The following is a 20,582-nucleotide window of genomic DNA, read 5'->3' as shown; positions in this document are numbered from 1 at the left end:
AGCTGTGCCGTGAAGCGTGTGCGGGTGAAGCGTGTTGCGGTGAAGCGCGTTGTGGAGCGTGTTCAGGTGGAGCGGGTCCAGCGGTGCACGCGAATTGGGCGTGCGTGATTTCGGTGTTCAGCGGTGCTGGGTGGTGCGGCCGAGCGCAGGCCCGGCGATGGCGGTGAGGAGCAAGGCGGCCGCCCCGCAGCCGATCAGCTGCAGGACGATCGGATCCGCACCGGTCAGCAGCCCGGCGCTCTCGGCACCCGCGGCGGCCAGACAGATGAGGGCGGTGCTCCAGCTGAACCCGAAGGCGTTCAGCAGCAGCGCCAGCCAGAGCGAGCCGCCGAGGAGCAGCATCGCGCCGAGCTGCGGCACGCCGAGCGCGGGGGCGCCGGGCCACAGCACGGTCGTGGCGGCGTCCAGCGCGGCCACGGTGGTGAGGTAGATGAACAGGCAGCCGAGCAGGATCCCGCCGGTGCGGCGGGTGAACTGTCCGCTGGTGTGACTGGTGCGCAGCGCGGCCACGGCCATCGCCCGGTAGCGGAAGAGCAGCCACTCGGCGAGGCCGAGACTGAGCGTCAGCGCGATCATGGCCGGTCCGGTCGGGGTGGCCTTCGCGCCGTGCGCGGCGCCGGTCTGCACGGCCTGGTGGATGGTCTCGCCGAGGCCGGCGATCAGCGTGAGGGTGCCGCAGGCCAGGCCGAACAGCAGGTGCGGGACCTCCTGGCGGATCGGCAGCTTCAGCTCGACGGACTCCTTCTCGCCGCCGCGGATGCAGAACAGCAGCTCCCGGGCGGCCAGGCCGACCGCCAGCACCAGCGAGACGAGCAGCACGACCGTCCGCACGACCTGCGGGACGTCCGCGGCCAGCACCACGCCCGCGCCCACCGAGGCCGGAACCAGGGCCAGCAGCAGGAACTTCTCCCGCCCCAGCACCAGCAGGACGGTGGCCGCGCCCAGGTACAGCGACTGCCCGGCGGCGAAGAAGAGCGCGCCCAGCGGCCCGCCGACCACGTACGCCGCGGTGGACGCGACCAGTGCGCCCAGCGGCGCCCCGAGGGCCAGGCAGATCGCGGCCTCGCGGCGCCGCAGCCGGCCGAGCCAGCGGTACGAGCGGTGTGCCAGCGCCTGGTTGAAGCCCCAGCTGACCAGCGTCGCGACGGACAGCGCGAGCATGCCGGAGGGCAGGCCGAACCGCATCCGGGTGGCCGCGAACAGGTTGGCGCCGAGCAGGTAGCCGAGCCCGGGCAGGGCGAACACCAGGCCGCGCACGACGCAGCGCCAGGGGTCGGCCCGCCACGGGTTGGCGAACTCGGAGCTCGGGCCGGGATAGCGGCGCTCGACCTTCTCGAACAGCTCCTCGGCGAGGGTGAACGAGTCGGGGCGGCCGTACAGCAGGGCGGCCTGCTCGTCGGAAAGGCCGTCGGACTCCAGGAACGCGGCGATCTCGTACGGGTGGACGGCATCGGCGCAGATGTCGTGCAGCCGCTCGGCGAGCTCGTCCAGCGGGTCCGCGGAGAGGTCGAGCTGCTCCTCGGGCTCGGGCTGGGCCGGCAGGGCGGGGCGGCGACGCTTGAGCGGCAGGGTGCGCAGCTGCATCGTCCGCTCGGAGCCGCCCTCGTCCTCCACGAGCCGCAGGGGGCCACTCATGCTGCCACCTCGCTGCGCTCGGCGGCCGCTTCGCGGTACACGCACCTCTCGATGGTTCTCTCGCTCCGCTCGTTCACGCGCCCCCCGCTGCGCTCGGCGGCCGCTTCGCGGTACACGCGCCTGTCGCTGGTTCTCTCGCTCCGCTCGTTCACGCGCCCACCTCGCTGTGCTGGGGCTGGGCGGCGGCGAGCTGCTGGTCCCAGTCGGTGGTGGGGGTCTGGTCGGTGACGGCCACCACGCCGTCCGGCATCCAGCGGGCGGTGCCGAGGAGTTCGGTGTAGATGCCCCGGAAGCCGTCGATGTTCTGGCGGAGCGTGAACTGTTCGATGACCCGCAGCCGGGCCTGTTCGCCCAGGCGGGCGCGCCGTTCGGCGTCGCGCAGCAGCTCGATCGCGGCGGCCGCCATCGGTTCGGGTTCGCGGGGAGGGACGACGAGTCCGGTGTCGCCGACGGCTTCGCGGACGCCGCCGACGTCGGTCGAGACGGTCGCGCGGCCGCAGGACATCGCCTCGATCAGGGTGAACGGGAAGCCCTCGCTGATGCTGGAGAGCATGACCACGTTGCCCGCCGCGTACGCGTCGGTGATGTCGGCGACGCGGCCCTCGAAGGCCACCGAGTCGGCGATGCCGAGTTCGGCGGCCAGGGCTATGCAGCCGTCCCGGTAGGCCTCGCCGCCCTTGGGGGTTCCGCCGAAGAGCCGCAGCCGCGCCTCGGGGATCTCACGGTGGACGATGGCGAAGGCCCGGATCAGCGTCTCCAGGTCCTTGATCGGGTCGACCCGGCCGGCCCAGCTGAGGGTCGGCGTCTCGGGTTCGGGACCGGCGGGCGGGAAGGCCGCCGGGTCCACGCCGTTGTAGACGGTGCGGATGTGGGCGGACGGCGTGCCGCCGCGCTCCTCCCAGCGCCGGTTGTACCGGTTGCCGGGGGTGACCAGCGCGGCCTGCCGGTAGCTCTCCTCGGCCAGCATCCGGTAGAAGCCGAGCAGCAGCGCCTTGACCGGCCAGCGGTACGGGCCGGTGCGGTAGCCGAGGTAGCGCTCGCGCAGGTAGATGCCGTGCTCGGTGAGCAGAAACGGTACGCCGTACTGCTGGGCGGCGATCAGCCCCGGCAGGGTGGCCAGCCCGCCGCTGGCGGCGTGCGCGACGCCGCCGGTGGGCGGTTCGACCGAGAGCGGCCGCAGGGCGTGCTCCAGCAGGTCGGTGGCGTTCAGGGCGTCGTGCATGGTGGGCCGGGAGACGGCGGTGGGCAGGTAGTCACGGGTCCAGACGTGCTGGAGGGTGCGCAGGGCGCGCTCGCTGCGCAGCGCCGGGCTGAGCAGCCCGCGCCGGGCGAGGTCGGCGAAGCCGTACAGCTCGGTGCCGAAGTGGGTGGTGTAGACCGGATCGAGGATGGAGTGGAGGAAGCGCTCGTACGCGTTGAGGAAGCGCCGCATCTCCTTGCCGCGGGGCGGTCCGGCCTCGGAGGCCGGGCCCCACAGCGGTGCGGTCGTGACCGACCGCACGTTGGCGGGCAGTTCCCAGGCCAGCGGTTCCTGGCCGGTACCAGTGACGGCGATGACGTCGAAGTCGACGTCCGGCATGCCTTGAACGAGCTGGTCGCACCAGACACTCACACCGCCGTGCTGGTGCGGATACGTCCCCTCGGTGAGCAGGGTGACGCGCATCTCCTGTCCCCCCTCCTGTTCCTTGCTTCGGTGTCCGGTCTGGGTGGCCGGAACGGGACCCGAGGCAGGGCCGGACCGGGCGACCGTCCCGGCCCCGCCATCGGGTGCTGCGGGCTACCGGTTGCCGGAGCGTCCGGTGGTACTGGTGCCGAGCGAGGCCGCCCCCCCGGTGGCCTTACCGCTCTTGGCGGCAGCGGCGGTGCCGTCGCTGCCGTCGGTGGCGACGCCCTTGCCGGGCACCGGGGTTCCGCTACCGGGGACCAGGGTCGGGGCGCTGGTACGACCGGTGTCGCTCGGGCCCACCGGGACGGGAGTGGCGACGCCCTGCGGGACGACCTTCTTGTCCGCCGGGGCCGGGGCCGGGACGGACTTGGCCGCGACGCCGGGGGCGACGGCGGCCGGGGCGGCCGGGGTGCCGGCCGAGGGGAGCTGCAGGGAGACGCTGCTCTGCAGGGTGCCCGGGGACACCCAACCGGAGAGCGTACCGGCGTAGGACGAACCGAAGGCGGTCGATCCGATGACCAGCTTCTGAGAAGTTCCGGTCGGCATGGTGGCCTGGACCTGAACACCGGCCGGAGCGTTGACCGTGATGGTGTTGCCGACCCGGTAGCCGGTGACCTGGCCGGCCGAGATGGCCGAGTTCCAGGCGGCGCGGCGCTGGAACTCCAGGCCGATCTCGCGCTCGCCGAGGTTCACGATCGGGGTGTTGTCGGCGTGCAGCGACCGGTAGGTGCCGAGGATCTTCTCCAGCACCGGGTAGAGGATCCGGTCCTCGGACAGGTTCGACTGGTGGATGAAGTGTGGCCGCGGGTCGTTGCTCAGCACGTGCCCGAGGTCGATCCGGGCCTCCAGCGGCACGATGTACGACTGGAATCCGGTGTTGACGTCCAGCGGCTGCGTCAGGCAGGTGGAGTTGGCGTTGTTCTCACAGACGCCGCTGCCGCCGTTGGCCTTGCTGGTGTAGATCCAGTTGTACTCGTCGGCCTCCTCCTTCGCCGTGCCGGCGTTGTAGAAGACGTTCATCGGGTAGCGCGGCACAGTCAGCGTGGACGAGCCGACGGTCCGCTGGGCGGGCTCGCGGGAGGCGTCGCTGCCGGTGAACTTGATGCCGTTGGCGGCCAGCGCCGGCGCCAGGTTCGGGTTGTCGCTGGTCTCCTGCGGGGCGGTCAGCAGACCGGAGTGCTCGCCGGTGACCAGGGCCTGCGGGTCGACCTTCAGGCCGTTCTTGGCGGCCCAGTCGAAGTTGTCCTTGATCTGGCCCGAGATGGTGTTCTGGTCGGTCCAGACGGTCTTGCCCGAGGAGTCCTTGGTGCAGCGCCACGGCACCACGGTGACGTCCTGGACGCAGCCCAGGTACGGGTGGGTGTAGGTGTGGTTGACCCAGCGGTAGCTGTTCTGGTCGGCGATCATCTGGTTGGCCGTGGGGTCCACCGTGGTCTGGTGGTCGGCCTTCCAGTCCTCGCTGCCGCCACCGTTGAACACCATGTCCAGGGTGAAGTTGTTGGCGGTCTGCCACTGCTTGAGGTGCTGGGCGTCGTCCGGCGTCATCCGGATCGGGCTGGCCGTGTCCGGGGTGCCGGGCGGGCAGGTGACGTCGCCGGGGGTGCACTTGAGCACGGTGTCCCAGCGGTCGTCGGCCAGGAAGACGTCGTCCACGTGGGCCGCGAAGTAGTTGCGGTCGTAGCCGAGGTGGACGCCCTGGGTGATCCAGTCGACCATGCCGCGGGCCAGCAGGCGGTACTGCTGCTGGTACTGGTTGTAGACGAACGTGACGACCAGTTCCTTGCGGCCGTCGTGGGTGTACTCGCCGACCAGCGAACCGCGCGAGGTGGTGCTCGGGATCGCGGCGTCGACCAGCGGGACGAACGAGGCGCCGGCCGGCAGGTTGGCCAGTGGCGTGGCCAGGTAACCGTAACTCTCGCTGACGGTCGGGTCGTTGTCCTCGAACGGAACGCTGCCCTTCAGGTACCCGAACGGGCCCGAAGTGCCGGCCGTGGTGGTGGCGCCCTGGAATCCGTCCAGCGTGCCGTAGTAACCGGGATTCACCGCGTAGTTCAGCCCCACCGCAGGACTGGCGAACGTGTACGCGTCGATCTGCCGGATTCCGAATGCGGCTTCGTAGCCCGCGATGGCCGTCATCTCGGCCGCACTGTTGGGGAAGGGGTTTTCGTTGGGAAGGACGATGCCCTGGTACTTCCCGCGGGGCTGGCCGTTCACCGTGTCGCTGAGGAAAGCGGAGTTGATGATGGGACGGTTGGTGTCGTTGAGGTTGACGACCTTGTACGGGGTGCCCTGGTTCTTGAGTTCGGCGGTGATCGCCGCGACCGACGGGCCTCCGTCGTCGATGACCAGGATGGTGAGGTCGATCCTGGGCGGCGTGTCGCCGTGGGCCAGGGTGGTCTGCAGGCCGCTGGCCAGCAGAACTGCCGCCGCGCACGCGGCAACTCTTCGGGTCGCTCGACCCATGGTGATCCTCCCCTTGGGTAGGCGCCTCGCTGCTCAGCGCTCGCCTGCCCTGTAGCTGTTCGCGGGCAGCAGGCTGCCCGGCGCCCATCCTGGTCGAGGGGGGCCTCTGCGAGGGACCAATTGGGCGAGAGTGCAGCGAACCTGTTACCAACGTTCATGGCGAAGCCATGAAGGCGCCGATTGTGACCGGAACCGGACCGGCCATGCAAATAATGAATTGAGAATGAAAAAGCGGAAGCTGAGAGCTACACCTGGTTACCGCCCGTGCGGCTTGGGCGGACCACCGGACACCTACACTGTCGTCGTCGCGCATGACACTCTTGCACATCTTGCCGACGCCTTGGGCAGGTTCATGCAATATCGGGCACCGCTGTGCCATGTGACAGTCCGAATATGCAATGGAGGTGCTCGTGCGGCCGATCGGCGGACCGAGTCCGGTGCAATCGGGGCCGGGCGGAAAGCGGCGCCGGAACCGGTCGAACGGCGCTGGTCGGGCGCAGTCCCGGACTGCGCGGTGCGCTCAACGACCGTGATCCCGACGGCTATTGGACGGTCGGCGGGCGGGCGCCGCGGCCCTGTGCAGTGATGGCCTGAACCATGTCATTACCGACGAGTTCGGCCCGCTGCGCGCACGCCGTCGGCGCCGACCGCGGAACTGTCCTCGCCGACTACCTGCGCACCGTCGAGCGCGCCCGTCGAACGCGCCACCGCAGTGGCCGGCCCGGGCGATGGACGACGCCGTCCTGGCAGGCTGACGCGCAGCCTGCCAGGACGGCGACGGAGGGCTTCCCTGGGCTTGTCAGCCCTCGCTGATCAGGCCCTCACGGAGCTGGGTCAGCGTCCTGGTGAGCAGCCGGGAGACGTGCATCTGGGAGATGCCGATCTCCTCGCCGATCTGCGACTGGGTGAGGTTGCCGAAGAACCGCAGCATGATGATCCGGCGCTCGCGCGGCGGCAGCTTGGCCAGCAGCGGCTTCAGCGACTCCCGGTACTCGACGCCTTCCAGCGCGAGGTCCTCGTAGCCGAGCCGCTCGGCCAGCGGTCCGTCGCCGTCCTCCTCGCTGGGGCTGGAGTCGAGCGAGCTGGCGGTGTACGCGTTGCCCACCGCGAGGCCCTCGACCACGTCCTCCTCGCTGACCCCCAGGCAGGTGGCCAGCTCGGCGACGGTGGGGGAGCGGTCCAGCCGCTGGGACAGGTCGTCACCGACCTTGGTGAGCGCCAGCCGCAGCTCCTGGAGCCGCCGGGGCACCCGGACCGACCAGCTGGTGTCCCGGAAGAAGCGCTTGATCTCGCCCACCACGGTGGGCATCGCGAAGGTGGGGAACTCCACCCCGCGCTCGGGGTCGAACCGGTCGATCGCCTTGATCAGGCCGATGGTACCGACCTGGACGATGTCCTCCATCGGCTCGTTGCGGCTGCGGAAGCGCGCCGAGGCGTACCGGACCAGCGGCAGGTTGAGCTCGATCAGGGTGTCGCGGACGTACGTGTGCTCCGCGCTGCCCGGTTCCAGGGCGGCCAGCCGCAGGAACAGCGAGCGCGACAGCGTCCGGGTGTCCAGCCCGGAGCCGGGCGGCGCCTCGGGCCCGGGCGGCGCGGCGGCCGGGACCCGCTGGAGCGGGATCCGGTCCTCGGCGACAGCCGTACCGTTGGCCTGACCAGCGTGGATCTCCGCAGTGCCCAGCTCTCCGGACATGCGCCCACCCCCTTGTGACTGACAGTTGAACGGGGGCCGTCGCACGGAGGTTCCCGGCGGGGGCCCTCCCCCTCCATACCGGAACACGGTCCACGGCAAACCCGAACGTCGCAAGATGTCACGCGAGGGTAACGCGCTGCAATCTCAGTCTTCCCAGGAGTTGCCGGTCCGAAGCCTCGTCAGGATGCGGGAGAGCAGCCGCGAGACGTGCATCTGGGACATCCCCAGCTCGGTGCTGATCTGCGACTGGGTCAGGTTGGCGAAGAACCGCAGCATCACGATCCGCCGCTCCCGCTCGGGCAGCTGGACCAGCAGGTGGCGGACCATGTCCCGGTGCTCGACCTCGGCCAGCGCGGAGTCCTCGTAGCCGAGCCGGTCCAGCAGGGCGAGCCCGCCCTCGTGCTCCTGCGCCGCTTCCAGCGAGGCCGCGTTGTAGGCCCGCCCGGCGTCCAGGCAGGCCCGGACGTCCTCCTCGGGGATCCGCAGGCTGGCGGCGATCTCCGGCACCTTGGGGGCCCGGCCGTGCAGCACCGTCAGCTCCTCCATCGCGCCGCTGACCTGGACCCACAGCTCCTGGAGCCGGCGCGGGACGTGCATGGTGCGGACGTTGTCCCGGAAGTAGCGCTTGATCTCGCCGAGGATGGTCGGCAGTGCGTAGGTGGGGAACTGGACGCCGCGGGTGGGGTCGAAGCGGTCGATCGCGTTGATCAGGCCGATGGTGCCGACCTGGACGACGTCCTCCATCGGCTCGCTGCGGCTGCGGAAGCGGGTGGCCGCGTAGCGGACCAGGGGGATGTTCACCTCGATCAGGGCGGCCCGGACCCGCTCCCGCTCTGGGGTGCCCGGGGGCAGCTCCGCGAGCCGTTCGAACAGCACCCGGGTCAGCGTCCGGACGTCCACCGCGGGGCGGCCGCCGGGGCCGCGCAGACCGTCCGGGCGGAGCTCGCCGGCCGGGCTGATGATCGACGCCAGTACCTCGTCGGACACGTCACCCCTCCCTCAGTCGATAACGAAGGGCCCTGCGGATCGGGTGTCGCGGCTGCTTCACCACCTCGCCATGTCCGGCAAAACCGGTCATAGCATCACAAGGCGGGCGCAGGTCGGGCAAGCACCCGGCGGAGGTGTGTTGGTGCGGGGTCGGGGCTTCACCGGGCTTCCCGCCCAGGCGCCGCACGGATCGTTCCGGGGTGGAGCAAGGCGCCCCGTCCGGTGGCCGGACGGGGCGCGGCGGGCCGTCCGAGGGACGGACCCGGGTGCCTCGGGTGTCAGACCTCGATGTCGGCGATCACCCAGGTGGCGAATTCGCGCCACTGACCGGCCGCGGCCTGATGGGCCGGGTGGGTCAGGTACGCGTGCAGGGCGTCGCGGTCCTCGACCAGGCTGTTGATCGCGTAGTCGTGGGCGATGTCCCGCTCGGTGGTGTTCCAGCCGCACTCCCACTCGCGCAGTTCGGGGATCAGCGAACCCAGCTCGGCGAACGCCTTGGCGCCGGCGAGCGCGCGCTCGTCGTCCTTGCGGACGCCTTCGTTGAGCTTGAACAGGACCAGATGCCGGATCACGATTGCCGCTCCTCGCGGACGGGGACAGAGGGTCCCGCACACCGTAGCCGGTGCGCCGGGGCGGGACGACGGGCCCTACGCGACCGGACGGCTCACTTGATCAGCCCGGTCATGAAGGTGCCGACCGCCTTGGCCGCGTTCGAGATGCCCTCGAAGCCCAGTTGGACGAGCTGGGCGGAGCGGGCCGGCGAGCTGATGATCGAGTAGAGGACGAAGATGAGCAGGAGGGCCATGCCGATCTTCTTCGCCTGCGCCATCGGGTGTCGTCCTCTCCTGCTGTGGGCCGCCGCCATCCGGGTCCCCGAGCGGCCCTGCGGAAGCAGCTTATCCATCGGACGGGCTATCAAGTGTGCGACGCGTTCGCCCGGCGGGACGAAGGTCCCCGTGAGTGGGGCCTTTCTCCGGATGCCCGGAAACGTCCCGGGCGGCAGGATGGGAGACGTGCCGAGGATCTGGCAGGAATCCCCGGTGCGTGGATCCGGAGTTCCCCGCTGTGGGACCGGGCGCCGCGGCTTCCCCCCGACGCGGCGCCGGTTGTGGGACTCCGCCGGGGGAGCGGTCGTCCCCCCGAGCCGCTCCCCCTTTCCAGGCTCCGTACTCTCCGGGCGTTGGTGGTCATCAGCCCGGAGTACGGAGCCCTTTTCGCGTTCGAGGGTGCGCGGAAACGCCGAGGGCCCGTCCGGATCGGACGGGCCCTCGGGCTCTACAGCGGTAGCGGTGGGATTCGAACCCACGGTGGAGTTGCCCCCACACACGCTTTCGAGGCGTGCTCCTTTGGCCGCTCGGACACGCTACCGAGGGGAACTCTACCGGACGGGTGGCGCGGTCACGAAATCCGTATGGCCGGGCGGCCGACGGGGGAGCCGGCGGCGGAAGTCGGCGCCGGACGTCAGCGGTGGGACTCGAAGAACTCGCGCAGCTGCTCGCCGCACTCGTCGGCGAGGACGCCCCAGACCACCTCGGGGCGGTGGTTGAGCCGGCGGTCGCGCATCACGTCGAAGAGCGAGCCGGCCGCGCCGGCCTTCTCGTCGAGGGCGCCGTAGACCACCCGGTCGATCCGGGACAGCACGATGGCGCCGGCGCACATCGTGCAGGGCTCCAGGGTGACGACCAGGGTGCAGCCGCTGAGCCGCCACTCCCCGATCCGTTCGGCCGCCTGCCGGATCGCGACCACCTCGGCGTGCGCGGTCGGGTCGCCGACCGCCTCGCGCTCGTTGTGGCCGCGCCCGACCACCTCGCCGCCCGGGCCCAGGACGAGCGCCCCGACCGGGACGTCGCCGTTGGCCGGCGCCAGGGCGGCCTCGGCGATGGCGAGGCGCATCGGCGCCGCCCAGCGGTCACGGACCGGGTCGGGGCGGACGGGGGCGGGCAGCGGGGCGATGCGGGGGACGGCCTGCGGGGCGGATGCGGACTGCATGGCATCCAGTGTCGGGTATCCGGCGGTGGGCACCGGCCTGGTCACCGCCCGCTACCGGACCGCCTCCAGGACCTCGCCGCAGCCGAGGGCCTCGGCGATCTCCTCCAGGGCGTCGCCCGGGACGGCGCCCTCGCCGCTGAGGGCGAGCAGCTCCTCGGCGGCCAGGCCGAACTCGGTGAGCAGGTGGGCGTCGCCGAGCGGGCCGACCGGGACGCCGCTGCGGGCGTCCTCGTCCTGCTCCTGCGTCTCCTCGTCCTCCTCCAGCTCGACGACCAGGTGGTCCAGGTCGCCGAACTCGCTCTCACCGGCCTGGTCGACCAGCTCGTCGGTGAGGACGGAGCCGTAGGAGCTGCGGGCGGCGGCGGCGCCGTCGGACACGAAGATCCGCGGGTCCTCCTCGCCGTCCACCCGGACGATGGCGAACCAGGCGTCCTCCTGTTCGATGAAGATCAGGACGCTGTCGTCGTCCTGCGTGGAGTCGCGGGCCAGTTCGGTCAGGTCGGCGAGGGTTTCGACGTCGTCGAGCTCCGTCTCGCTCACATCCCACCCGTCCTCGGTGCGAGCAAGCACTGCAGCGAAGTACGCCACCAGGGACACTCCCAAGATCTCGGTCTCGGCTGTCGGCGCGCTCGGGCAACGCGAAAATCTGGCCGCCCCCGCGCCAGAGGCGGTCCGCTCGTTCGGACCGTCCCATCGGAATCGTGACAGAAAGCCCGCCCTTGCGGGGGGTGTTCGGCAGCGCGTCTTTGCAGGTCGTGTCGGAAGGTCCGGCCGGCGGCCGGTGTGGCGCCGGCGCCACCGCCCGGGGCCCGTCGGATCCGGACCGGCCGGTCGGCGGAGCCGCGAGGGGAGCTGCGGAGGGCGCCGCGCCGGAACCGCTTCGGATCCTCGTCAGATCCGGAAGGTTCGCATCCGCATGGCTTCGCGCATCCGCCGTTCCTTGGTCCGCCGGGGCTGGACCCGCTCCCGGAGTTCGCGGGCCTCGGTGAGCTCGCGCAGGAAGACGGCCCGCCGCCTGCGGCGGTCCGCCTCGGTCTCCGGGGGGTCCTGTGGCGGGCCGGGGCGATTGCCCGACCGGCCTGCGGGCTCGTCCGCCGAGCCGTCCCCGGCGTTCGGGTTGCTCGTCATAAGACGTGACATTCCCAGATCAGCCCGGTTGATACCACAGGAGGCGCTTCCGTCCGGACATTCGCGGGGCGCCACGGCGCGGCACGGCCGGGTGCACCCCGGCGACGGGGCGGTCGGCACGCGGCGAGTCGTACAGGCGTGCAGACCCGGGCTAACCTCGATACATGCGTCTCCACGTCGTCGACCACCCCCTGGTGGCCCACAAGCTCTCCACCCTGCGCGACGAGCGCACCGACTCGCCGACCTTCCGTCGCCTGACCGACGAGCTGGTGACCCTCCTCGCCTACGAGGCCACCCGGGACGTCCGCACCGACGAGGTGGAGATCACCACCCCCGTGGCGGTCACGCTCGGCACCCGCCTCAGCTACCCCCGCCCCCTGGTCGTGCCGATCCTGCGCGCCGGTCTCGGCATGCTGGACGGGATGACCCGACTGCTGCCGACCGCCGAGGTCGGCTTCCTCGGCATGGTGCGCAACGAGGAGACCCTGGAGGCCTCCACCTACGCCACCCGGATGCCGGACGACCTCTCCGGCCGCCAGGTCTACGTGCTCGACCCGATGCTGGCCACCGGCGGCACCCTCGTCGCGGCGATCAAGATGCTGATCGAGCGCGGCGCCACCGACGTCACCGCCGTGGTGCTGCTGGCCGCCCCCGAGGGCGTCGAGGTGATGAAGCGCGAGCTGGCCGGCCTGCCGGTCACCGTCGTCACCGCCGCCCTGGACGAGCGGCTCAACGAGAACGGCTACATCGTGCCCGGCCTCGGCGACGCGGGCGACCGCCTGTACGGCACCGCCGGCTGAGCGAATCCCCCGAACGGACGAGAGCCCCCCGGCGCGGTGCCGGGGGGCTCTCCTGTTGTCGCGCGGGACGACCGGCCTCAGCAGCTGCCGGTGACGGTCGGGGTGGGGGACGGCTTGGTCGCGAGGGCGAGGGCGGCTGCCGCCTGGGTCTCGTCCAGCAGGGCGTTGTAGCTGTCGCCGACCACGAAGTCCACGGTGCCGTCGGTGCGGGCGTCGGCGGTGGTGGTGGCCCCGGCGATCTGCGAGCCGAGCAGGGTGGCGGCGCCGGCGCCGGCCGGGCCGGCGATCACCTGGGCGGTGCCGGGCACCTTCTTGTCCAGTTCGGCCGGGGCGTTGCCGACCTTGCCGATGGTGAAGCCGCGCTTCTTGAGCTCCTCGGCGGTCCGGCCGGCTAGGCCGCCCTTGGTGGTGGCGTTGTAGACGTTCACCGTGACGCCGGCCGGCTGCGGGATCGCGTGCGGGTCGCCCGGGGCAGCGGGGGCGCCGGAGGCGGTGGGAGCACCTGGCGTGGCGCCCGGGGAGGGGGCGGCCAGCGGCTTGCCCGACGGGGTCACGCAGGCCTGGGCGGAGGAGTTCTTGTTCTTCCCGCTGAAGATGTCGTAGAGCTGGACGCCGCCGAGGCCGATCAGGGCCAGGGCGAGCAGGCTCGCGAGCCCGGAGATCACCTTGCGGCTCTTCCTCGGGGGCCGGCCGAGTCGTGGATAGGCGTTGCCGGTGACGCGGTACTGCTTCCCCTTGAGGCCTTGGGGAGTCAACATGCTCACGGTTTGTCTCCCCCTCGTGCCAGGGCGGGGTCGGGATGACGGATCGGCTGGTGCGGGTGGATCCCGTGGTGCGGGCGGATCCCCTGGTCGCGGCCGTAGTCAGCAGCGTAGTGCCGTCAGGCTGCGAAGGTACTAAATGATCATCATCTGGAGTACGCCGGTACCCGAAAGGAGGTACCCGGGTACGCGCGGACCGCCCTCCGCCGGATGGCGAGGGGGCGGTCCAGGAGCCCGTGCAGAGGGTCCGTCATTCCATTTCGAGGACCCGGGCGTGCAGCACCTGGCGCTGCTGCAGCGCGGCCCGCACCGCCCGGTGCAGTCCGTCCTCCAGGTACAGGTCGCCGCGCCACTTCACCACGTGCGCGAAGAGGTCCCCGTAGAAGGTCGAGTCCTCGGCGAGCAGGGTTTCGAGGTCGAGTTGCCCCTTGGTGGTCACCAGCTGGTCGAGCCGCACCGGGCGTGGGGCGACGTCAGCCCACTGGCGGGTGCTCGTCCGGCCGTGATCCGGGTACGGCCGCCCATTGCCGATGCGCTTGAAGATCACACGGAAAGCCTACCGTTTGGGCGGCGGATGGCGCAGCCGCCGCGACGCCGCCACGCGCTCGGGTGTGAGCTGCGGGAGGGCGATTGCGGCTGTTTGATGGGAAATGTCGCGAACATCGCCCGGTTCCGATCGGGACACGGCCCGCCCGGGACCGGGTTCCGGGCCCGCCCCGCCTCCCCGCACCGCCCAGGAGAGTGCCCCGATGTCCTCCGCCCCCACCCCGCCGGCCGTCCGGGAGATCGCCGACGGGTACGCCTTCACCGGGCCCGCCCTCGACCTCGGCGCGGTGCTGCTGGACGGCACCGCCTACCCGGACGCCCAGGTGCGCATCCCGCTCGGGGTGCTCAACCGGCACGGGCTGGTCGCCGGCGCCACCGGCACCGGCAAGACCAAGACCCTCCAGCTGATCGCCGAACAGCTCTCCGCCCAGGGCGTGCCGGTGTTCCTCGCCGACGTCAAGGGGGACGTCTCCGGCGTCGCCGCGCCCGGCGCGCCGAGCGAGCGCACCGCCGCCCGCGCGGCCGAGGTCGGGCAGCAGTGGACCCCGCAGGGCTGCCCGGTCGAGTTCTACTCGCTCGGCGGGCAGGGCGCCGGGATCCCGATCCGCGCCACCGTCACCAGCTTCGGGCCGCTGCTGCTCGCCAAGGTGCTCGACCTGAACGAGACCCAGGAGTCCTCGCTCAGCCTGGTGTTCCACTACGCCGACACCAAGGGCCTGGAGCTGTACGACCTCAAGGACCTCACCGCCGTCATCGCCTTCCTCGCCTCGCCCGAGGGCAAGGAGGAGCTGAGGACCATCGGCGGCCTCTCGTCGGCCACCGCCGGGGTGATCCTGCGCGCGCTCACCGTGCTGGAGAACGAGGGCGCCGGGGCGTTCTTCGGCGAGCCCGAGTTCGACACCGCCGAACTGCTGCGGACCGCCCCGGACGGCCGGGGCGTCGTCTCGGTGCTGGAACTGCCCGCCGTCCAGGACCGGCCGCGGCTGTTCTCCACCTTCCTGATGTGGCTGCTCGCCGACCTCTACCAGGAACTGCCCGAGATCGGCGACCTGGACAAGCCCAAGCTGGTGTTCTTCTTCGACGAGGCGCACCTGCTGTTCAAGGGCGCCTCCAAGGCCTTCCTGGAGGCCATCACCCAGACCGTCCGGCTGATCCGCTCGAAGGCCGTGGGCATCTTCTTCGTCACCCAATCCCCGCGCGACGTCCCCTCCGACGTGCTCGCGCAGCTGGGCAACCGGGTGCAGCACGCGCTGCGCGCCTTCACCCCGGACGACGCCAAGGCGCTCAAGGCCACCGTCTCGACTTTCCCACGCTCCTCCTACGACCTCGGCGCGGTGCTCACCTCGCTCGGCACCGGCGAGGCCGTGGTGACCGTGCTCTCCGAGAAGGGCGCGCCGACGCCGGTCGCGGCCACCCGGCTGCGGGCGCCGCAGTCCCTGATGGGGCCGATCGAGGCGGGCGCGCTGCGGGCCGTCGTCGACGCCTCGCCGCTGACGGCGCGCTACCGGGACGCGATCGACCGGGAGTCGGCGTACGAGAAGCTGGCGGCGCGGGCGGCGCGGGCGCCCAGGCCGGAGGCCGCCGCACCGGCCAGGGCGCCGAAGGAGCGGGAGCCCGCCCCGCGGCGGGAGGAGCCGAAGGGGGCGGGCGGGCTGCTCGATTCGCTGCTCAGCAACCCGACGGTGAAGTCCCTGGCGCGTTCGGCCGGGAAGCAGCTCGGGCAGGAGATCTCGCGCAGCCTGTTCGGGACGTCCAAGCGGCGGCGGTAGCGGCCGGGCCCCGCACGGTGGGGGTGGGCGCCTAGCCGGCCAGGGCGGCGCCGATCCGGTCGAGCGAGGACAGCCGCATCAGGCCGTAGTTGTAGAACTCCACCTCGGGGACGCCCAGTTCGCGCAGGGTGGCGATCTTGGCGGCGAGGTTCGCCGGACCGTCGCAGTCCGAGGCCATCGGCCGCAGGATCACCGCCATGTCCTGGGGGCGGACGCCGTGCAGGGCGAACGCGGCGATCTTCTCCCGGACGGCCTCCGGGGTCTTCGCGTAGCCGAGCGTCTCGATCTGGTCGGTCGCCTTGGCGAGCGCGGGCAGGTCGATGCCGGACAGCCAGCCCTTGCCCGGGCCGGCGCCGTCCATGAAGCTCAGCCGCATGCCGTGGCGCCGGGCCTCCTCGGTCAGTTCGGCGGCCAGCGTGGTGACGGTGGTGGTGGCGGCGTCCAGGTAGGCGGCCAGGGCGCCGTCCGCGAGCGCGCTCAGGTCCGCGGGTTCGGCGGCGGCCGCCTCGTCGGCCAGCCGGCGGCGCAGCTCGGTGCGGACGGCCTCCGCGACCCCCTCCGCCGGGACGCCCGCGCGGGTGGCGGCGGCGCGGCAGTGCGGGCAGAAGCAGATGCCGAGCAGCGCCTCGGCGCCCGCGCCCAGCTCCTCGAAGTAGCGCTCGTGGTGGTAGCCGTGGCGCAGACCGTGGAAGTGCAGGGACTCGGCCCGGATCGCGTCCACGCCGTACCGGGCCAGCTCGGTGACCAGGGTCCGTGCGTACTCCCGGACCTCCGGGTGGGCCGGGCAGAGCTCGGTGAGGTGGCGGTCGCCGAAGGCGTTGGCCGGGGCGCAGTCCGGGTGGGTGAAGCCGAGCCGGTCGTTGTGGCAGAACACCGTCCAGGCGTGCAGCTTCAGCCCCCGGCGGCGGGTCTCGGCGGCGGCCTCGGCGAAGGGGTCGCGGTCGCCGATCGCGGTGGAGGGCACGGGCGCCAGCCGACGGCTCTGCCAGCGGGCCGGATCGGGGCGGAAGTAGGCCGCGCCCGGCTCCAGGTAGCGGATCACCCGGCGGGGGTTGTGCGGGAAGACGTCCCGGGCCTCGTGGTAGACCGAGGCGAGGGTGACGCCGCCGACCCCGGCGCGGTCGGTGAGGTTGCCGAAGAAGGTGTCGGCGCCCTCGTCGAGCAGGTCGGTGGCGAAGGCGAGGACGGACGACTCCACGGTGCGGCTCCGGAGCTGGGGGCGGGTGCGCTGTCCACGCTAGCCGCAGGCGCCTGATTGGTCTATACCTGGCAATTCGAACGGACCGGGCCCGAACGAGGGGCGGCCGGATCGGGGCGGCCGGACCGGACGGGCCCCCACTACAGTGAGCCGTGTCCGTCAGGCCGTGTCCGACAGTGCGTGCCCGTCGGACCGTGTCCTTCAGCGTCCTTCAGCGTCCTTCAGCCCGAGGCCGTTCACGGCCCGTTGAGAGGTGACCACCCCATGAGCGTTCGTCCGCCGCTGCCGTACGACTTCCTGCCGCAGGTGCCGTCCTTCCCGCTGACCAGCCAGGACATCATCGACGGCGGCACACTGGCCGGGGAGTTCAGCCACGCCGGAGGCAACCGGTCGCCGCAGCTGGCCTGGTCGGGCCTGCCCGAGGGCACCCGGAGCATCGCCGTCACCTGCTACGACCCGGACGCGCCCACCGGCTCCGGCTGGTGGCACTGGCTCGCCCTCAACCTGCCCGCCGACACGGTCGAACTGTCGCGCGGCGCCGGCTCCTCGGACGACGACCTGCCCGGCGCGGCCTCCTTCCACGGCCGCAACGACTTCCCCGGCCACCAGTACGACGGCGCCGCCCCGCCGCCCGGCGCCCCGCACCGGTACGTGTTCGCGGTGCACGCCCTGGACGTCGAGAAGCTGGACGTCTCCGCCGACACCCCGGCGGCCCAGATCGGCTTCCACCTGACCTTCCACACGCTGGGGCGGGCGCTGCTCACCGCCGAGTACGGGGTCTGAGCACGGGGGCCACGATCCGGTCGAGGTCCGGCGGCTGCCCGAGGAGGCCCGGTCGGCCGGTCGCAGGGCCGTGGCCTGGACGGTCGGGCCGGCCGGGGAACCGGCCCTCCTGGTGGTGCCGGAGCAGCACCTGGCGCCGGCCGGATCCTGGCCGCCGGTCCGGCTGCCGTTCGACGGCGAGGTGGTCGTGGCCGCGCCGCAGGGGGAGTGGCGGGTGCCGCTGTCCGGCGTCTCCTGCTCGCCCGACCACCTCGGGCTGCTGCCGGGCGGCCGGGTGCTGCTGGATCGACGCGGTCGACCGGCGGTCGACCACCCTGCCGTGCCTGGTCCGGCTGCCGGTCGGCTTCGCGGTCCACGGCGGTCAGGGCGTCTTCTTGTCCAGTGGCGGCGAGTTGACCTGGTACCAGCTGATCGGCGAGGAGTGGAAGCAGACCCGGCGCCGGCAGCTGAGCGTGCCCGGCGCGCTCGACCGGGTGCGGGCGCACGGCCGGGACGGCGCGCTGTGGTTCCGCGCGGGGGACTGTCTGGTACCGGATCGAGGCCTAACCGTCTACGCGGGTGGCCCGGTCGGCGCGGGCGGCCAGGGTGCGCAGGTGGGTGATCAGCTCCGGGGGCTCGTGCACGTCGAACTCGCAGTCCAGCGTCAGCAGCCGCACCGCCGTCCACTCCAAGGAGTCCGTGCGGGAGCGCAGCCGACAGCGGTGCTCGTCGATCGGCTCGATCTCGGAGTCCCCCCGGTCGAAGTGCCGTCGGACGTTCGCGGCCGGGGCGTGCACGGTGGCGATCACGGCGCGGGCCGGTGACTGGCGGCGCAGCTTGCCCGCCACGTACGCGGCGGCGTCCTCGGCCGGGAGCGGGCGCGGGGTGAAGTGGGCGCCGGTGGCGCGGGGTTCGCTGAGCCGGTCGACGCGGAAGAGCCGCCAGTCGTCCCGGTCCAGGTCGTAGCCGACCAGGTACCAGCGGCGGCCGGCCGAGACCAGCCGCTCGGGTTCGACGTTGCGCCTGGTCTCGGCGCCGTCGCCGGCCCGGTAGGCGAAGCGCAGCCGTTCCCGGTTGGTGACGGCGCCGGCGAGCACGGTGAGGTCGTCCGGGTCGACGGTCGGGCCGTCGCCGGTGAGCAGCGGCACGGTGGCGGTGTTGAGCGCGCCCACCCGGTGCCGCAGGCGGCCCGGCAGCACCTGGAGCAGCTTGCCGAGGGCGCGGACCGAGGCCTCCTCGATGCCGACCACCGCGTGCCCGGCGGCCGCCCGCAGTCCGACCGCGATGGCGACGGCCTCCTCGTCGTCCAGCAGCAGCGGCGGCATCGCCGTCCCCGCGACCAGCCGGTAGCCGCCGACCGCGCCCATGGTGGCCTGCACCGGGTAGCCGAGGTCGCGCAGCCGGTCGATGTCGCGCCGGATCGTCCGGGGGCTGACGCCGAGCCGTTCGGCGAGTTCGCTGCCGGGCCACTCGCGCGGGGTCTGCAGCAGGGACAGCAGGTTCAGCAGCCGTGCGGGGGTGTCCGTCATGCCGTCCAGGATGCCGGACAACTGGGACAGGATCTGACCTATATGCCCCGTACCCTCGTGGACGTGCCGACGAGCAGTGCGAGCAGCGCGAGCAGGACGAGCAGGACGAATGAGGAGTACCGAATGAAGACCGCGGACGCGGACCGACGGAGGTGGATCGCGCTGGCGATCGTGATGGTCGCCTCCTTCATGGACCTGGTGGACGTCACCATCGTCAACATCGCCATCCCCAGCATCCAGGAGGACACCGGCGCCTCCTTCAGCGCCATCCAGTGGGTCACCGGCGGTTACGCGCTGGCCTTCGCGATCGGGCTGATCACCGGCGGCCGGCTGGGCGACATCTACGGCCGCAAGCGGCTGTTCCTGATCGGCATCGGCGGGTTCACCGTGGCGTCCGCGCTGTGCGGCCTGGCCTCCGGCCCCGAGATGCTGGTCGGGATGCGGGTGCTCCAGGGCGGCACGGCGGCCATGATGGTGCCGCAGGTGCTGTCGATCATCCACGCGACCTTCCCGGCGGAGGAGCGCGGCAAGGTGTTCGGCATGTTCGGAGCGGTGGTCGGGCTGGGCGCCGTCTCCGGGCCGCTGATCGGCGCGCTGCTCACCGAGTGGGACCTGTTCGGCCTGGCCTGGCGCCCGATCTTCCTGATCAACCTGCCGGTCGGCATCGCCGGGCTGCTGCTCGGCCGCCGCTTCATCGACGAGTCGAAGGCCGAGCGGGCGCTCAAGCTGGACCTGGTCGGGGTGGCGCTGGCGAGCGTCGGCCTGCTGATGCTGATCTACCCGCTGACGCACGGGCGGGAGGCCGGCTGGCCGCTCTGGGGCTACCTGTCGATGGCCGGCAGCCTGGTGGTGTTCGCGCTGTTCGTGGCGTACGAGAAGGCCAAGACGCGGCGGGACGGCTCGCCGCTGGTCGAGCTGTCGCTGTTCCGGGTGAAGAGCTTCGCGGCCGGTATCGGCGTGCAACTGGCCTTCGGGGTGGTCTGCGGGATCTTCTTCCTGGTCTGGACGCTGTACATGCAGCTGGGCCTCGGCTGGAGCCCGCTCAAGGCCGGTTCCACCGGCATCCCGTTCTCGCTCGCCGTCTCGGCCGCGGCCGGGCTGTCCGTGCAGAAGCTGGTGCCCCGGTTCGGGCGCCGGGTGCTCCAGACCGGCGCGCTGGTGATGGCGGCGGGTGTGCTGACGTACATCTGGGAGGCGGACCGGTACGGGACGGCGATCGCGCCCTGGCAGATGGCGCTGCCACTGGTGGTGATGGGCCTGGGGATGGGCCTGATCGTCGCGCCGATCACCGACGCGATCCTGGCGGAGGTGCCGCGCGCGCACGCCGGTTCGGCGTCGGGGCTGATCAACACCGTCCAGCAGATGGGGAACGCGCTGGGGCTCGCGCTGGTGTCGGTGGCCTTCTTCGGGGCGATGGACGACGTGGTCGCGCCGGAGGCGATGGGCACCGCGTTCGGCGGGGCGTTCGTCCACGCGATGTGGTGGGTCGCGGGGGCGCTGCTGGTGGTGTTCCTGCTGATGTTCGCGCTGCCGCGGCGCAAGGCGGTCGCGCCGGCCGACGCGGATGCGGTGGGTGCGGGGGATGCGCAGGCGACGGCGGGTGCGGCGGATCCGACGGACGAGCGGGAGCCCGTCCTGGCCTGACGGGCACTGGTG

Annotated in this window: 19 protein-coding genes and 1 tRNA gene; 4 read left to right on the top strand and 16 right to left on the bottom strand. The window is 72.1% G+C overall.

All coding sequences use genetic code 11. The features are described 5' to 3' along the window. Positions 1–117: 117 nt before the first annotated feature. From ACIOGZ_RS36175 to ACIOGZ_RS36120, 12 genes are all read right to left on the bottom strand, one after another. Complete coding sequence (locus ACIOGZ_RS36175; RefSeq protein ID WP_363579762.1) at positions 118–1,635, bottom strand: hypothetical protein; 1,518 nt, start codon at positions 1,633–1,635, stop codon at positions 118–120. Next, positions 1,632–1,787, bottom strand: a complete 156-nt coding sequence (locus tag ACIOGZ_RS36170) for a hypothetical protein (RefSeq protein WP_400989060.1) — start codon at positions 1,785–1,787, stop codon at positions 1,632–1,634. The genes ACIOGZ_RS36175 and ACIOGZ_RS36170 overlap by 4 nt, the downstream gene beginning before the upstream one ends. Continuing rightward, positions 1,784–3,298, bottom strand: a complete 1,515-nt coding sequence (gene pelF, locus ACIOGZ_RS36165) for a GT4 family glycosyltransferase PelF (RefSeq protein ID WP_350876425.1) — start codon at positions 3,296–3,298, stop codon at positions 1,784–1,786. Before pelF ends, ACIOGZ_RS36170 begins: the two co-directional genes overlap by 4 nt. Before the next feature lie 114 nt (positions 3,299–3,412). Then, a complete protein-coding gene (locus ACIOGZ_RS36160) occupies positions 3,413–5,764 on the bottom strand; it encodes a hypothetical protein (RefSeq protein WP_363627842.1) in 2,352 nt (783 codons plus the stop codon). Positions 5,765–6,563: 799 nt separating this feature from the next. After that, entirely contained in the window at positions 6,564–7,457 is an 894-nt protein-coding gene (locus ACIOGZ_RS36155; RefSeq protein ID WP_363579759.1) for an RNA polymerase sigma factor SigF, read from the bottom strand. Positions 7,458–7,601: 144 nt separating this feature from the next. Further along, positions 7,602–8,384: an RNA polymerase sigma factor SigF gene (locus ACIOGZ_RS36150; protein ID WP_244293642.1), complete on the bottom strand. Its 783-nt coding sequence runs from the start codon at positions 8,382–8,384 to the stop codon at positions 7,602–7,604. A gap of 338 nt (positions 8,385–8,722) precedes the next feature. Beyond that, positions 8,723–9,016: a Dabb family protein gene (locus ACIOGZ_RS36145; RefSeq protein ID WP_063348630.1), complete on the bottom strand. Its 294-nt coding sequence runs from the start codon at positions 9,014–9,016 to the stop codon at positions 8,723–8,725. 92 nt (positions 9,017–9,108) lie between these two features. Next, entirely contained in the window at positions 9,109–9,273 is a 165-nt protein-coding gene (locus ACIOGZ_RS36140; RefSeq protein WP_167745863.1) for a hypothetical protein, read from the bottom strand. 452 nt (positions 9,274–9,725) lie between these two features. Beyond that, positions 9,726–9,812: transfer RNA gene (locus ACIOGZ_RS36135), tRNA-Ser, on the bottom strand. A 93-nt stretch (positions 9,813–9,905) separates the two neighbouring features. Continuing rightward, the gene (gene tadA, locus ACIOGZ_RS36130) at positions 9,906–10,433 is read right to left on the bottom strand and encodes a tRNA adenosine(34) deaminase TadA (protein ID WP_400989058.1); all 528 of its coding nucleotides are present in this window, start codon (positions 10,431–10,433) and stop codon (positions 9,906–9,908) included. 51 nt (positions 10,434–10,484) lie between these two features. Beyond that, positions 10,485–11,021: a tRNA adenosine deaminase-associated protein gene (locus tag ACIOGZ_RS36125; protein WP_363579757.1), complete on the bottom strand. Its 537-nt coding sequence runs from the start codon at positions 11,019–11,021 to the stop codon at positions 10,485–10,487. Between the two features lie 303 nt (positions 11,022–11,324). Then, positions 11,325–11,561: a hypothetical protein gene (locus tag ACIOGZ_RS36120; RefSeq protein WP_063348632.1), complete on the bottom strand. Its 237-nt coding sequence runs from the start codon at positions 11,559–11,561 to the stop codon at positions 11,325–11,327. Between the two features lie 164 nt (positions 11,562–11,725). Here ACIOGZ_RS36120 and upp point away from each other — a divergent pair, with 164 nt between their 5' ends. Then, positions 11,726–12,361: a uracil phosphoribosyltransferase gene (gene upp, locus ACIOGZ_RS36115; RefSeq protein WP_350876411.1), complete on the top strand. Its 636-nt coding sequence runs from the start codon at positions 11,726–11,728 to the stop codon at positions 12,359–12,361. 77 nt (positions 12,362–12,438) lie between these two features. Here the strand turns inward: upp and ACIOGZ_RS36110 are convergent, their stop codons facing one another. Beyond that, a complete protein-coding gene (locus ACIOGZ_RS36110) occupies positions 12,439–13,119 on the bottom strand; it encodes a LytR C-terminal domain-containing protein (protein WP_400989087.1) in 681 nt (226 codons plus the stop codon). Positions 13,120–13,372: 253 nt separating this feature from the next. Next, a complete protein-coding gene (locus ACIOGZ_RS36105; protein WP_063348635.1) occupies positions 13,373–13,669 on the bottom strand; it encodes a type II toxin-antitoxin system VapB family antitoxin in 297 nt (98 codons plus the stop codon). 202 nt (positions 13,670–13,871) lie between these two features. Here ACIOGZ_RS36105 and ACIOGZ_RS36100 point away from each other — a divergent pair, with 202 nt between their 5' ends. After that, a complete protein-coding gene (locus tag ACIOGZ_RS36100) occupies positions 13,872–15,437 on the top strand; it encodes a helicase HerA-like domain-containing protein (RefSeq protein ID WP_363619500.1) in 1,566 nt (521 codons plus the stop codon). 31 nt (positions 15,438–15,468) lie between these two features. Here the strand turns inward: ACIOGZ_RS36100 and ACIOGZ_RS36095 are convergent, their stop codons facing one another. Then, on the bottom strand, positions 15,469–16,635 hold the full coding sequence (locus ACIOGZ_RS36095; RefSeq protein WP_400989057.1) for a hypothetical protein: 1,167 nt from the start codon (positions 16,633–16,635) through the stop codon (positions 15,469–15,471). Between the two features lie 264 nt (positions 16,636–16,899). Between ACIOGZ_RS36095 and ACIOGZ_RS36090 the strand changes: the two genes are divergently transcribed. Further along, a complete protein-coding gene (locus ACIOGZ_RS36090; protein ID WP_400989055.1) occupies positions 16,900–17,418 on the top strand; it encodes a YbhB/YbcL family Raf kinase inhibitor-like protein in 519 nt (172 codons plus the stop codon). Between the two features lie 542 nt (positions 17,419–17,960). On the opposite strand, the gene ACIOGZ_RS36085 is transcribed toward ACIOGZ_RS36090, so the two are convergent. Continuing rightward, positions 17,961–18,926, bottom strand: coding sequence for a YafY family protein (locus ACIOGZ_RS36085; protein WP_363579929.1), 966 nt, complete (start codon positions 18,924–18,926; stop codon positions 17,961–17,963). A 123-nt stretch (positions 18,927–19,049) separates the two neighbouring features. Here ACIOGZ_RS36085 and ACIOGZ_RS36080 point away from each other — a divergent pair, with 123 nt between their 5' ends. Beyond that, positions 19,050–20,570 (top strand): MFS transporter, encoded by a 1,521-nt coding sequence (locus ACIOGZ_RS36080; RefSeq protein WP_400989053.1) that lies wholly within the window; start codon positions 19,050–19,052, stop codon positions 20,568–20,570. The last annotated feature ends 12 nt before the right edge of the window (positions 20,571–20,582 follow it).

This window comes from Kitasatospora sp. NPDC088160, assembly GCF_044741445.1.
Classification (GTDB): Bacteria; Actinomycetota; Actinomycetes; order Streptomycetales; family Streptomycetaceae; genus Kitasatospora.
The sequence above is the reverse complement of the archived record's forward strand: the minus strand, read 5'-3'. Positions and strand labels throughout refer to the sequence as shown.